At 55.3% G+C, this 14,176-nt stretch carries 13 protein-coding genes; 2 read left to right on the top strand and 11 right to left on the bottom strand.

Annotated elements, in window-relative coordinates; translation table 11 throughout:
* Positions 1-953 (bottom strand): cytochrome b/b6 (locus tag P1U71_RS10925; RefSeq protein ID WP_301105640.1); only part of this gene is annotated, 953 nt, incomplete at its 3' end.
* A gap of 11 nt (positions 954-964) precedes the next feature.
* Positions 965-1,492 (bottom strand): ubiquinol-cytochrome c reductase iron-sulfur subunit, encoded by a 528-nt coding sequence (petA, locus tag P1U71_RS10920; RefSeq protein ID WP_301105639.1) that lies wholly within the window; start codon positions 1,490-1,492, stop codon positions 965-967.
* A 149-nt stretch (positions 1,493-1,641) separates the two neighbouring features.
* Between petA and P1U71_RS10915 the strand changes: the two genes are divergently transcribed.
* Together P1U71_RS10915 and hemF are read left to right on the top strand one after the other, a co-directional pair.
* Positions 1,642-2,118, top strand: a complete 477-nt coding sequence (locus P1U71_RS10915; protein ID WP_367281176.1) for a tRNA (cytidine(34)-2'-O)-methyltransferase — start codon at positions 1,642-1,644, stop codon at positions 2,116-2,118.
* A 4-nt stretch (positions 2,119-2,122) separates the two neighbouring features.
* Entirely contained in the window at positions 2,123-2,974 is an 852-nt protein-coding gene (hemF, locus tag P1U71_RS10910) for an oxygen-dependent coproporphyrinogen oxidase (RefSeq protein WP_301105637.1), read from the top strand.
* A 371-nt stretch (positions 2,975-3,345) separates the two neighbouring features.
* Here the strand turns inward: hemF and ftsZ are convergent, their stop codons facing one another.
* From ftsZ to murD, 9 genes are all read right to left on the bottom strand, one after another.
* A complete protein-coding gene (gene ftsZ, locus P1U71_RS10905; protein ID WP_301105636.1) occupies positions 3,346-5,046 on the bottom strand; it encodes a cell division protein FtsZ in 1,701 nt (566 codons plus the stop codon).
* A gap of 108 nt (positions 5,047-5,154) precedes the next feature.
* Complete coding sequence (gene ftsA / locus P1U71_RS10900) at positions 5,155-6,396, bottom strand: cell division protein FtsA (RefSeq protein ID WP_301105635.1); 1,242 nt, start codon at positions 6,394-6,396, stop codon at positions 5,155-5,157.
* 52 nt (positions 6,397-6,448) lie between these two features.
* The gene (locus P1U71_RS10895) at positions 6,449-7,504 is read right to left on the bottom strand and encodes an FtsQ-type POTRA domain-containing protein (RefSeq protein WP_301105634.1); all 1,056 of its coding nucleotides are present in this window, start codon (positions 7,502-7,504) and stop codon (positions 6,449-6,451) included.
* The gene (locus P1U71_RS10890) at positions 7,492-8,403 is read right to left on the bottom strand and encodes a D-alanine--D-alanine ligase (RefSeq protein WP_367281175.1); all 912 of its coding nucleotides are present in this window, start codon (positions 8,401-8,403) and stop codon (positions 7,492-7,494) included. The genes P1U71_RS10895 and P1U71_RS10890 overlap by 13 nt, the downstream gene beginning before the upstream one ends.
* On the bottom strand, positions 8,397-9,359 hold the full coding sequence (gene murB / locus P1U71_RS10885; protein WP_301105632.1) for a UDP-N-acetylmuramate dehydrogenase: 963 nt from the start codon (positions 9,357-9,359) through the stop codon (positions 8,397-8,399). The genes P1U71_RS10890 and murB overlap by 7 nt, the downstream gene beginning before the upstream one ends.
* Positions 9,356-10,780: a UDP-N-acetylmuramate--L-alanine ligase gene (gene murC / locus P1U71_RS10880; protein WP_301105631.1), complete on the bottom strand. Its 1,425-nt coding sequence runs from the start codon at positions 10,778-10,780 to the stop codon at positions 9,356-9,358. Before murC ends, murB begins: the two co-directional genes overlap by 4 nt.
* Positions 10,777-11,916: an undecaprenyldiphospho-muramoylpentapeptide beta-N-acetylglucosaminyltransferase gene (gene murG, locus P1U71_RS10875; protein ID WP_301105630.1), complete on the bottom strand. Its 1,140-nt coding sequence runs from the start codon at positions 11,914-11,916 to the stop codon at positions 10,777-10,779. The genes murC and murG overlap by 4 nt, the downstream gene beginning before the upstream one ends.
* Complete coding sequence (ftsW, locus tag P1U71_RS10870; RefSeq protein ID WP_301105629.1) at positions 11,913-13,037, bottom strand: putative lipid II flippase FtsW; 1,125 nt, start codon at positions 13,035-13,037, stop codon at positions 11,913-11,915. The genes murG and ftsW overlap by 4 nt, the downstream gene beginning before the upstream one ends.
* Positions 13,034-14,176 (bottom strand): UDP-N-acetylmuramoyl-L-alanine--D-glutamate ligase (gene murD, locus P1U71_RS10865; protein WP_301105628.1); only part of this gene is annotated, 1,143 nt, incomplete at its 5' end. The genes murD and ftsW, both read right to left, overlap by 4 nt.

The raw sequence follows: 14,176 nt of genomic DNA, 5'->3' as shown, positions 1-14,176 counted from the left end.
GGAAGCGCAAACAGAACCGCAATAGCCCCAAACATCAGCAGAACACCGCCAAGCTTGTCAGGGACCGCTCGCAGGATCGCATAGAACGGCAGGAAGTACCATTCAGGCACGATATGCGCCGGGGTCACCAACGGGTTCGCCGGGATATAGTTGTCCGGATGGCCCATATAATTCGGCGCATAAAACAGGAAGGCCGAGAAGAAAATCAGGAAAATCGCCAATCCATACATGTCCTTGACCGTGTAGTAAGGATGGAAAGGAATGCTGTCCTGCTTATCTTTCAGTTCCACACCCGTCGGGTTGTTGGAGCCATTGGTATGCAGCGCCCAGATATGCAGGATAACGATCCCGACAATCACGAAAGGCAGCAGATAATGCAAGCTGAAGAACCGGTTCAGGGTCGGGTTATCAACCGCAAAACCACCCCAGAGCCATGTCACAATGCTATCGCCCACAACCGGAATAGCCCCGAACAGGTTGGTGATCACTGTTGCGCCCCAGAAGCTCATCTGTCCCCAGGGAAGCACATAGCCCATAAAGGCAGTCGCCATCATCAGCAGGAAGATCACCAGACCGAGCCACCACAAAAGCTCCCGCGGAGCCTTGTAGGAGCCATAGTACAGACCCCGGAAGATATGAAGATAAACGACGATGAAGAACATCGAGGCGCCATTGGCATGCATATACCGGAGCAGCCAGCCGTAATTCACATCGCGCATGATATGTTCAACGCTGGTAAAGGCCATGTCGACATGCGGTGTGTAATGCATCGCGAGCACAATACCGGTAACAATCTGCACAACCAGCATAACGCCAGCCAGAGAGCCGAATGTCCACCAGTAGCTTAGATTCTTTGGCGTCGGGTATTCATAGAGAGCATGGTGAAGCATCCCCGTGATCGGCAAGCGATCCTCTACCCATTTGACGACAGGATTTTTAGGTTCAAAAGACATCTTGGGGCCCCCTACCCGATCTTGATATTATTATCGTCCAGGAACTCGTAAGGCGGAATGACCAGATTCAATGGTGCCGGCCCCTTACGGATACGTCCTGACGTATCATAATGCGATCCATGACAGGGACAGAACCATCCCCCGTAATCACCCTGCCCTTTAAGCGGGACGCAGCCCAGATGGGTGCAGATACCGACCATAATCAGCCATTCAGGCTTGATCACCCGATCAGAATCAGGTTGCGGATCAGGTAAGTCCGCGAGGTCGACATCTTCGGCCCTCTCGATATCCTCTTCCGTCCGATGCCTCACAAAAACCGGCTTGCCCTGCCAAACTACAGTGACCTCAGATCCGGTTTCAATGCCTTCAAGGTCAACTTCGGTCGTTGACAGTGCAAGAACATCCGCAGATGGGTTCATTTGCGAGATAAAGGGCCAAATGGCCGCTGCCGTCCCCACGGCGCCAAGGCCGCCCGCAGCAATATAAAGAAAATCACGGCGCTTTACGCCGTTTTCTTCTTCAGGGGTGGTTGTCGTCATTTACTTTCCCCAAAGCCTATAAAAATAAATTTACCGCGCCCGCTTTTTGTCATCATAATGCCGACATGTCCAGTCAGAACGTGCCCGATGCGACAATAAAGCGCGCAATTTTCCTGTATTTGTTACAACACTCCCAGTACAACAGCAAGATGCGACTTGCACTTTACCAACCAGATATAGCCCCCAACGTCGGGACCATGCTCAGATTGGGCGCCTGCCTTGGCGTTCCGGTCGATATTATCGAGCCTTGCGGCTTTCCTTTCGGCGCGAAAGACCTCAAAAGAGCCGTAATGGACTATGCCGACGCGGCAGATGTCACACGCCATATTTCATGGCAGGAATTCGCCACGCATAAAAACGGTAAACGCCTCATTTTATTGACCACAAAGGCCGACACTGCCTATACGGATTTTACATTCACAGAATCGGATATTCTTCTTTTAGGGCGCGAAAGTGCCGGCGTGCCGCAGGAAGTTCATGACTTGGCGGACCATCGTCTGATAATCCCGATGACGGAAGGCATGCGGTCGATCAATATCGCGCTTTCCGCCGCCATGGTACTGGGTGAGGCGCTTCGGCAAACGGCAGGCTTCCCCAAACCCTCAACTTCTTTCGAAATACGGTAGGTTCATGACAGATAACCCGACAGAATTCCAGAAGAGCCAGGCAGTCGAGTGGTTTCGGACTTTGCGTGATCAGATACGGGAGAGTTTCGAGAAACTGGAGCAGGACCTGACCGGGCAACTTAGTGACCGGGAGCCGGGACGTTTTAAGGTTACAAAATGGGATCGACCGGGCGGCGGCGGCGGCGAGATGTCAGTGATGAAAGGCCGCGTATTCGAGAAAGTCGGCGTCAATATCTCCACCGTTCATGGCCAGTTCTCAGAGGAATTCCGGAAATCCATTCCGGGAACCGAGGTCGATGGCACTTTCTGGGCGAGCGGTATCTCCCTTGTCGCCCATATGCAGTCCCCTCTCGTCCCCGCAGTGCATATGAATACCCGCCATATCGTAACCGCCAATCGCTGGTTCGGCGGCGGGGCCGACCTGACGCCGATGTATCCGGATGCACAAGACACAGATGATTTTCATGCCGCGCTGAGAACTGCCTGCGATCGTCATGACCCGGATTACTATCCGCGCTTCAAGAAATGGTGTGACGAGTATTTCTTCCTGCCTCATCGTGATGAGCCTCGCGGTGTCGGCGGCATATTCTATGATCGACTGGAAACCGGCTGGGAGAGGGACTTTGCCTTTACCCAGGATATTGGCCGAGCGTTTCGTGATATTTATCCGGAAATTGTTCGTCGTCATATGAACAGGAAATGGACGGCGAAACAGCGCGAACATCAGCTCATCCGCCGCGGGCGCTATGTCGAATTTAACCTCTTATATGACAGGGGAACGACGTTCGGCCTCAAAACAGGCGGGAATACGGAGGCTATCCTGATGTCGCTGCCCCCGGAAGTAAAATGGCCGTAGCAGACCTGATATACAACTTATTGTGCCACCTGTGACGCTGCGCACATCTCTTTCGCTTGGGGAATGCGCCCGGGCGATGTATTATCTTCTCGTGATCGCGACTTTAAGAGGAATGGGACGATGGTCAGATACAGATATAGCATCTTAGTTTTGTTAGCAGACGCACTGAGGAGCATACGTTCGCATATGGCAAGCACGACAGTGGGCGCTAAGCCCTGTCACGGCTGCGACTGTCTCTAAATCGGAAACCTCTTTTCCCCTCGACACGGATTAAAATACAGACTTGAAATAGCGGGGCACCGCCGCGTAAAAAAAGGCGTGAAACCTACCCAGTTTCACGCCTTTTCTTTATTGTATCGGAGCTTAACGGCTTAGTTCGCCTGCCGACGCAGGAAGGCGGGAATATCAAGAAGATCTTCGTCCTCCTGCTTCTGCTCGATCTTTACCGAAGAGGTGACTTCCTTGCGTACCGTCGGGTTCTGCGCCACCGCCGGTGCAGGCGCGGCAGGTGTCGAGGCTACCCGGGTGCTTGTCGGCTCTTTGCGAACCGGTGCCGGAGCTTCTTCCCTAGCCGTTTCCTTACGAAAGTTGCGGCTAACGCCGGTCATTCGCTCAAACAGACTTGGTCCGCGTTTTTTCGACTTTGGATCCGCCGCATCGACCAACGCTTCATATGCATCCGGATTAACGAGCTTTTCCGGGCTTTTATCGACCTTGATCGCTGGCGGTGCCGAGAAGGGGCTGTCTTTCCCTTCTGCTTCAGAGAAAGACTGTTCGCTCTCTTCCATTTCTCCATCAATGTCGGAGAGTAGATCGCGTTCCTGATCGACGGCCAGGTTTCCGCTCATATAGCCAGCATCCGTCGATGTAGAGCCCATCTCAAGATTTTCCGATCCGGACGTTGCATCGCCTGCGTGAGCTACCGGCTGACCGGAGAAGTTTCCACCAGGCACCGTCGCGCCAAAACCTGACGCAGAGATATCCGCAGCCGCAGGCACCATCGGAGCCCCATCCGATGTTCCCGACGTTGAGAGAGACGGCGCCTTGCCTTCACCCTTTAGCGACCGGAGAGATGTAACATTGGGAGAATTGGCCTTTTGTGCCTCCAGCGCGTCAATACCTGTCGCAACGACAGAAACCCGCATGCTGCCTTCCATCTCCGTATCAAATGTGGACCCGACGATAATGTTCGCTTCCGGATCAACCTCACTGCGAATGCGGTTTGCGGCCTCATCAAGTTCATACAAGGTAAGGTCCATACCGCCTGTGATATTGATCAGGACACCGCGCGCGCCCTTCATGGAGACATCATCAAGCAACGGATTAGAGATAGCGGCTTCGGCAGCCTCTATAGCACGGTTTTCACCGCTCGCTTCGCCGGTGCCCATCATCGCCTTGCCCATTTCATTCATGACCGTGTTCACGTCAGCAAAGTCAAGATTGATCAGGCCCGGCATAACCATCAGGTCGGTAACGCCCCGCACGCCGGAATGAAGCACTTCATCGGCCATGTTGAACGCATCGGCAAAGGTGGTTTTCTCATTGGCGATACGGAAGAGATTTTGATTTGGAATGATAATCAGCGTATCCACATAACGCTGCAGTTCCTCGATGCCCGCCTCGGCGATCCGCATCCGGTGGCTGCCTTCAAACTGGAAAGGTTTCGTTACGACGCCAACGGTGAGAATTCCTTTTTCGCGGGCCGCCCGCGCCACAACCGGTGCCGCGCCTGTTCCCGTGCCGCCGCCCATACCGGCGGTGATAAAGCACATATGCACGCCTTCAAGATGGCCGATAATTTCGTCAAGCGCTTCTTCCGCCGCACCAGCCCCGACATGAGGTTTTGACCCGGCGCCGAGCCCTTCGGTCAGCTCAGCTCCCAGTTGAATACGACGCTCCGCCAAACTCTGTTTCAATGCTTGTGCGTCGGTATTGGCAACAACGAACTCCACCCCTTGGAGTTCCGAGGAAATCATGTTGTTCACCGCGTTACCGCCAGCCCCTCCAACGCCTAATACCAAGATTTTCGGTTTTAGCTCTGACTGCTCCGGCACTGACAAATTGATACTCACGGTACTCTCCTCCTCTACTACGCTGACGAACAGCTAATTAATACCAAATATTGTGGTTAATGAAACCCTACTTCTCACTATATTGACAATTTTTCTGCATTTTTTTGCCTAAAAATTCTCCTTGAACCAGTTTCCTACCCGCAAAAACCGGTTTTTCGGCGGCTTTTCCGCCACCGACATCTTGATACCCTCATCAAACCGTTCCTGCACCGCATAGGACAGCAACCCGGCAACCGTGGTGAAGGCGGGTCCATCCGTCGCATCGGCAAGCCCCTTAACACGGATAGGTTTACCCATGCGCACCTGCTTATCGAGAACGCGGGCGGTCAGTTCCTGCACCCCGGAAAGCTGCGCCGCGCCGCCGCAAAGGACGGCCCGGCGCCCGGCAACTTTATTAAAACCGGAAGCCGTAAGCCGGTCATTAACCAGCTCCAGAATTTCTTCAAGTCGAGGCTTGATAATCCCGACGAGCATGGAGCGCGGCACATGATTGGCGACGTCATGATCCATCTCCCCGATCAGCGGAACATCGATGATTTCCTTCTCATCGGCCGGGCTGGCGAGAGCGTTTCCGTAAAGCGTCTTCATCCGCTCCGCATTGGCGAGCGTTGTCGATAGCCCGCGCGCGATATCATTGCTGACATGACCACCGCCAACCGGAATCACCTCGTTATAAACCATTTCCCCGTCGTAAAAGACGGCGAAGGACGTCGAGCCCCCGCCCATATCGATCAAAGTCACGCCGAGATCCATTTCATCTTCCACCAGGCAGGCAAGCCCTGAGGCATAGGGCGCGGAAACCATGCCTGCGACTCCAAGGTGACAGCGCTCGACACAGTTGGCCAAATTACGCATATGACTGTTCTGCAAGGAAACCATATGCATGCTGACGCCGAGGCTCTCCCCATACATCCCGCGCGGATCGCGAATGCCGCGATTACCATCCACCGTATATCCAACGGGAAGCGCATGGACGACAGTGCGCCCCTCCGGCTGATAGCTGGCGCGAGCTTCCTTCAAGGTGCGCTGCAGATCTTTCTCGGTTATTTCCTGCCCGCCGATCGACATTTCGACATCGACAGTCTGCGAGGCGGGCTTCCCGGCAGATACACCCAGGAACACTTCCCGGATAGTTTCCCCTGCCATGCGTTCGGCGGCATCAACGGCGGAGCGAATGGCTTCCTCCGCCATTTCCATATTGGTAATTCCGCCCGCCCGCAACCCGCGGGAGACCTGATGGCCAATACCGGTTATGCGAAGACGCCCAGCCTCCTCCGTCGCGACGAAGCAACATACTTTCGTCGATCCGACATCCAGTGCCGCCAAAGGTCCATTACGTCCCGCTGCCATTACCTTTTCACTCGCTCCGTCCTGCTTTCAAACCGGCTTGCCCGACTTTTGATCATGTATCGTTCCCCGCAAGACGACGGAGTTTCGCCGCCTCATCCTTCAACCGCACATACATGCGGTCCTTCCCGCGCAGATCGATTGCAACCACGTCCTTGTCGAGAATCTTCTGCTCATTCTGTATCTGGTAAAGCTGTTTCCAGGCCTGCGATGCACCTTTTTCGGGCAGCAGCACCAGCACGTCGTTCTTGAACTCAAGGTTCCATCGGCGATCGCGGATACGAACCGCGCTATCAAGCCGGGTGAAAAGTTCCGGCGTCTGCGCCAGCATATCGAACAGTTCCGCCGCGTGATCATTCGCACCGACCCCAACGACCTTCGGAAGATACCGGAAAGCGGCCTCATCCTTTCTTGAGACAAGAGCACCGGTCCGATCAATCACGCCGGTTTTTCCATCAATCTGCCAGCGGGCATAGGGACGCCGCTCTGTGATTTCGACAAATATCTCATCCGGGTAGCGGCGCATCACCGAGGCACTTTCGATCCACCCGAGAGTTTCCAGCCGTTCGCGCGCTGCCTCGGGGTCAACACCCAGGATACTGTCGCCACGATCAACATCAAGAACGTGAAGAATATCGTCCCCGGATGTTTTATCGCGCCCCACCACGCTAATCTGCTGGACAGTGAGACCAAAAACTTCCGCAAGAGCCTGCTGCTGCTCATCAATCCAGAGTGCGCTTTTCTCAAACAGTTCCGCCCGCACGATGAAATTTGTTGCGCCGCCAATGATGATCGCCACAAGCAATACACCGCCGCATATAACGGCAGGCTTGCGCCAAGCGGGGGTGGGCTTGCGTCGTCCGCCCCGACGTGATTTCTCCGATCTGAAGGGCGCACTGACCCGGTCTGTGATTCCGACCGTCATACTGCCAAGGCGGGAAAACGCGGCACCGGTAGAAAATCCGGGTTCCGTCTTCCTTTTTGCTGCCTTTTTCTTTTTACCGCCACCACGCAAGCTTTTAATCAACCCGCCGTTCTTGGACGTCGCCTTACGCGAACCCGCGGTTGACGGGATAACGCGGTCCTCCTTGTCTATGGTTATCGGTCGCATGATGCATCCTCCACAATCCAGCGAACAAGCTCTTCAAAGGAAATGCCGGAGTGAGCGGCAATTTCCGGAACGAGGCTGAGCGATGTCATGCCCGGCTGAGTATTCGTTTCCAGCATATAAAATTTCCCCGGACCATCCCCCGTATCATCGAAGCGGAGATCGCTCCGGCTGACGCCGCGACACCCCAATGTCTGGTGGGCAAGCAACGCCAGCCGCAACGCCTCTTCGTAGTCCGCGGGATCAATAGGAGCCGGCATCAGATGTTCCGCCTTTCCGGCTGTATATTTGGCCTCATAGTCGTAAAACCGGCCGAGCGGCCTGATCTCGACCGCCCCAAGGGCTGTATCGCCCATAACGGCAACCTGAATCTCCCGGCCGGGAATAAAGCTTTCGATCAGGACTTTTTCGCCGAATGTCCAGGGAAGGTCCTGAAGGCTGATATTCTCGTTATCCAGAATAATGGTCACGCCAACGCTGGACCCCTCATTAAGGGGCTTGACGACGAACGGCTTCGGATAGCTGGCGCCGTCCTGAATTTCCTGGCGCGTGAATATTTTTCCGTCCGCGATAGGAATCCCCACCTCAGCAAAGAGCGTCTTGGCAACCGGTTTATCCATGGCAAGGGCCGACGCCAGCACGCCGGAATGGGTATAGGGAATGCCGATGATTTCCAGCAACCCCTGAATATAGCCATCCTCCCCATAGCGGCCATGCAGCGCATTAAAGCAGACATCCGGCTTCACCTCGCTCAGGGTCTCGGCAATATTGCGCCCGACATCGACCGGCGTTACTTTGTAACCGCAGGATTTCAGCGCCTCGCTACAGGCAAGGCCGCTATTCATGGAAACTTCCCGTTCGGCGGACCAGCCCCCCATTAAGACGGCGACATGTTTCATGATCCGACTCCTTCCGTTGGCACATCAGCCTCCCCGAGGCGAACGATTTCCCAGCGCAACAATGTGTCATGCTTTGCAAAAACACGGCGGCGCAATTCTTCTCCGATCGCCTCCAGGTCGGCCGCTTTTGCGGCCCCCTTATTGATCAGGAAATTGCAGTGTTTCTCCGACACCATGGCATTGCCAATGGCAAAGCCGCGCCCCCCGACATCATCGATCAACTCCCACGCCTTTTTTCCGGGAGGATTGGCGAAGGTGGAACCACCTGTCCGGCTCCGCACCGGCTGACTTTCTTCGCGATTGCGGGAAATATCCGCCATTCGATCCAGTATTTCCTGCCGGTCCCCGGGTGAGAGGCGGAACGATGCCTGTGTGAATATCCAGTCTTTCGGGACATCCGTATGACGATAGGAAAATCCCATTTCCTTGAGGCTAAGTTCGTGGCGCTCACCGTTCCGGTCATAGGCAACGGCAGACAGGAAAATATCGGAAATATCGGCACCATAGGCCCCGGCGTTCATTCGCAGCGCGCCGCCGATCCCGCCAGGAATACCACTCAGGAATTCCGCGCCTTCCAGTCCTGCATCAGCCGCAAATCGCGCCACATGACCATCCAGCGCCCCCGCACCGACAGCCAGCGTGTCGCCGTCATTGCTCATTTTCGCAAAGTGACGGCCGAGCCGGATAACAACGCCGCGCACCCCGCCGTCGCGCACAAGAAGGTTCGACCCGACACCGATGACATGAACAGGAATATCTTTCGGAAGATTTTTCAGAAAATCCGCGAGATCCTCATCATCCTCAGGCTTGAAAAGCACATCTGCTGGTCCTCCCACCTGAAACCAGGTCACCTTGCCAAGATCAGTATTCTCACGCAGCCGTCCGCGAACCGATGGCATACGATCGATCAACTTCTCATTGGTCGAATTTTGTGGCTCCATGGGAGTCATCTCATTCATCCTACCTTTTCCTCGCCCATCAGATTCTCAAGCTCCCCCGGCAAAGCATTCGCCCAGGCTGAAATGGAACCCGCGCCCAGACAAACGACAACATCGCCGGGATGGCTGTTTTCCTTAATCAGGGCCGCCAGTGCCTCGGGTCCATCAAGTGGCAAGACATGGCGATGCCCACGAGCGCGAAGGGCTTCCGCAAAATGCTCCTTATCAATTCCTGGAATTGGCGCTTCACCTGCTTCATAGATATCCGCGACAATAACGGTGTCCGCATCGTTGAAGCAGGTGCAGAATTCCTCAAACAGATCATGAAGGCGGGAATAACGGTGCGGCTGCACGACGGCGATCACCTTTTCATCATAGGCTTGACGCGCAGCGGACAAAACCGATGCAATCTCCACAGGATGATGACCATAGTCGTCGATTATGGTGACGCCCCCAACCTCGCCGGTCTTGGTAAAACGCCGTTTTACGCCACCGAAATTGCGAAGCCCTTTTTTAAGGTCTTCTTCCGAGAACCCCATTTCCTTGCCCACCGTGATCGCCGCGAGCGCATTCATGACATTGTGCGTTCCCGGCATCGGAAGTTCGAAACCCGTCATTTCGCGCGCATCGCCTTCGACACGATTGCTAAGCTCTACATTGAAATGCGCATGCCCGTCCGCAAATCGAATATCCGTTGCCCGATAATCCGCTTGCGGAGAGCGCCCGTAGGAGACAAGCCGCCGATCCGAAATGCGGCCGATCAGGGCCTGCACCTCGGGATGGTCGATGCAAACCGCTGCGAATCCGTAGAAGGGAATATTCTGGACAAATGTCTGGAAGGCATCGCGCACACCGTCAAAATTGCCATAGAAATCCAGATGTTCCGGGTCGATATTGGTTACCACGGCAATCGTTGCCGGCAATTTGGTGAAACTGCCATCGGACTCATCCGCCTCGACCACCATCCATTCGCCATTACCTAGGCGGGCATTAGTCCCATAGGCGTTGATAATACCGCCATTGATGACCGTTGGCTCCATCCCCGCCGCGTCCAGCAGGCTCGCCAGCATCGAGGTCGTTGTCGTCTTGCCGTGAGTGCCGCCAACAGCGATTGCCGATTTCAACCGCATCAATTCGGCCAGCATTTCCGCGCGGCGGACGACGGGTATAAGGTGGTTGCGCGCTTCGCGCACTTCCGGGTTATCCGCCTTCACCGCTGAGGAAATTACGACAACCTGAGCCTCACCCAGATTTTTGGCGTCATGACCCACATGCACCGTAATGCCAAGGCCACGGAGGCGTTCGACATTGGCATTGGCCGCAAGGTCAGAGCCTTGTACCTGATAGCCCAGAGTATGCATCACTTCCGCAATACCGCTCATCCCGATCCCGCCGATCCCGACGAAATGAACAAGGCCCATATCAAGGGGAAGCTTTCTCATGCCGCTGCCTTTCCACTATTCTTATTGTCGCTGTTGACGGATTTGAATCGCTCGACCAGATCAGCGAGCTTTTCCGCAGCATGAATTTCACCAAGGCTCGTTGCCGCATTTGCCATAACAGACAAGCAGTCCGGGTGCCTCAAAAGGTCCGTCAACTGGCGACATACTTCTTCAACTGTGAAATTATCCTGCAAAACAAGCCGCGCCGCGCCACGCGCTACTGCATTCTCCCCGTTCTTACGTTGATGATCGTCCATGGCATGCTTGTAGGGCACCAGAAGCGACGGTCTACCCGCCACGGTCAGTTCGGACAAGGTAGACGCGCCGGAGCGCGTGATCGCCAGATGGCACCCCTCCAGCAGTTCCGCCACATTGTCAAAAAAGCTAGCCAAATTCGCTTCTATCCCACTTTTCTGATAGTGCACACGGACCTTATCGATATCTTCGGTGCGGCATTGCTGCGTTACATGCAAACGCGACTTCAGGTCATCCGGAAGGGCGGCAAGCGCGGCCGGCACGACTTCTGAAAGGATCGTCGCCCCCTGACTGCCACCAAGGATGAGAAGGTTGATAGATCCGTTTGCCACCGGACTTATGTAGCCCTTGCCGAATAGCGGTAGGATCGCGCGTCGGACGGGATTGCCGGTATAAATCATCTTGTTTGCTGTCTCGTTATCCGGGCTTTCCGTGTTATCGAAGGACGTTGCGATGATCTTCGCATAGCCCGCCAGCAGCTTGTTCACCCGACCCAGCACGGCATTCTGTTCATGCAGCACCAAGGGAACCCCAAGACTCGCCGCCGCCGCTGCCGGTGGCATGGAGGGATAACCGCCAAATCCAACAACGGCCAAGGGCCGGAGCCGGCGCAGTATTTTGCGCGACTGTAGGAAGCCCACAAGAAGAGCGGCAACGGCCTTTATTTTTCCGATAAGCCCGCCTATCGAAGGCGAGCCAGACTTGACCTGGAGAATAGAAACGCCAGGAAACAGCTCGTCATATTTCTCACCGCGCATATCGGTGATGAGCGTAACCTCAAACCCCCGTGCCGTCAGCTCTTCCGCAAGCGCGCGGGCGGGGAATATATGCCCGCCCGTACCACCACTCGCCAATATTATCTGTTGTTTCGCCTGCGTCATCGTAACTCCCCGGCACCGGCTCGGCGGCGGCTGAGCGCGAGCAGCATGCCCATTAGAAGCGCGAGCGCGAACATCGATGAGCCTCCATAGGAGATAAAGGGCAGCGTCATTCCCTTGGTCGGCATCAGCCGAAGATTAACGCCGATGTTAATCACGGCCTGCAGACCGAACTGGGTGAGCAATCCGGCGGCGGCGAGCACGACAAAGAAATTCTTTTCTTCCAGCAAACGACTAAACCCGCGAAGCACTATAAAGGCGAAGAGGGCCACAACGAGAAGACAAATCACAACGCCAAATTCCTCACCTAACACAGCAAAGATAAAGTCCGTATGAGCGTCGGGAAGCTGACGCTTCACCGAGCCATCTCCCGGCCCGACGCCAAAAAATCCGCCGGTTTGAAAGGCCTCCATCGCGCGTTCGATCTGGTAGTTCCCGCCGCCCGATGGATCCATGAACCGATCAACGCGGCTCGCCACATGGGGGAACAGGCTATAGGCCGCAGCGGCGCTCACAATGCCGACAACAACAAACATGACAACCCAGATGATCGGCAGGCCCGCAAGGAAAAACTGGGCGAACCAGACGGCGGAGACAACCAGCGTCATGCCGACATCAGGCTGCAGGAGAAGTAAGGAGACCACAAAAACAAACAACGCGATCGAGATCAAATTTCCCGGAATTTCGTCGCTGCGGCGTTGCTCCGCGAACATCCAGGCGGCAACGACCGCAAAGGACGGCTTTAGGAACTCCGTCGGCTGGAGGGTGAAGCTGCCAAACTGTAGCCATCGATGCGCGCCCTTCACTTCAGGCCCAACCAGCAAAGTCGCAATTGTCAGAATGGAGAAAACGCCAAAACAGACCACCGCGAGACGCCGCACCCAGAGAGGCGAAAGAAGCGATATGGCGAAAATCGCCATCGCGGCCATCGGCAGATACATAAACTGGCGGCGAACAAAATGGAAGCTGTCAAGATGAAGCCTTGCAGCAATAGCCGGACTTGCCGCCAGCACCATCACCCCACCCATCGCGACGAGAAGGCCAACGGCGACGAGCGTCCAGCGATCGACAGTCCACCACCAGCTTCCGACAACGGAACGATCAAGGCGGGTAAAGGTAGTCATAACATTTCCTCCGTGATCCATTGCTGCACGGCGGCGCGAAACGCGTCGCCCCGGGCTTCGAAGCTGGTAAATTGATCAAAACTCGCAGCCGCAGGCGACAAGAGAACGGCCGCCGACCGGCTTCCCTCTGACCGCGCGGCTTCAGCCGCCCGCCGTACCGCGTCATTCAAATCCTGGCATTTCTGGAACGGAACCTCCCCTTCCAACGTTTCGGCAAACTGGTCCGCCGCTTCGCCAATCAAGAAAGCTTCTTGAATTCTATGGAAGTGAGGTGCAAGCGAGGATATTCCCCCCACCTTCTGCCGCCCTCCCGCGATCCAGAAGATGTTATCGAAACTTGTCAGCGCCTTTTCCGCCGCTTCGGCATTCGTCGCCTTGGAATCGTTGATGAACAGAATATGCTCGCTTCGGCCCACTTCTTCCATCCGGTGAGCGAGCCCGCCGAAGGATTGAAGCCCGCCTCGGATTTCATCTGGCGTCAGCCCCGCGGTACGCGCAGCCGCAACCGCGGCGGCGGCATTTTGCCAGTTATGACGGCCGCGCAGAGATCCAATCTTTGAAATATCCATCGTCCAAGATTGATCGCTTGAGGATCGGTCCTCCAGACGGCCGTCAATAACACTGACCCCGCCGTCAATCGGCGACGTCGTCGAAATGGGGATGAGCCTCCCCTCACCATGGATGGCGAGACAGGTTGCTATATGTTCACAGAGCGGATCATCAATATTGATGATCGCGACACCATTTTCGTCCTGATGCTGGAAAATGCGCTTTTTCACGGCCGCATATCCTTCCATATCACCATGACGATCAAGGTGATCGGGCGTGATATTCAAAAGGATAGCCACATCCGCCCGCCAGGACGGCGTTAAATCCAGCTGGTAGGAGGAAAGCTCAAGAACATAGCTACCCTCAGGCTCGAGTTCCGGGAGATCCATGACCGGCGTTCCGATATTTCCGCCAAGAGCGGAAAGCTTTCCGGCCGATGTCAAAAGGTGATGTATCAGAGCCGAAGTCGTTGATTTACCATTCGTGCCCGTAACACCAATGACACGTCCCACCTCTTTTTCCTGCAGAAAAACCTCAATATCACCGATAACCGCTGCGCCCGCCTTTTTCGCCCGATCCACCACCGGATG

Origin of the sequence: Sneathiella sp. (assembly GCF_029233945.1) — a bacterium.
GTDB lineage: Bacteria > Pseudomonadota > Alphaproteobacteria > Sneathiellales > Sneathiellaceae > Sneathiella.
Note: the sequence above shows the minus strand (reverse complement) of the source record. Positions and strands in the feature narration are given on the sequence as shown.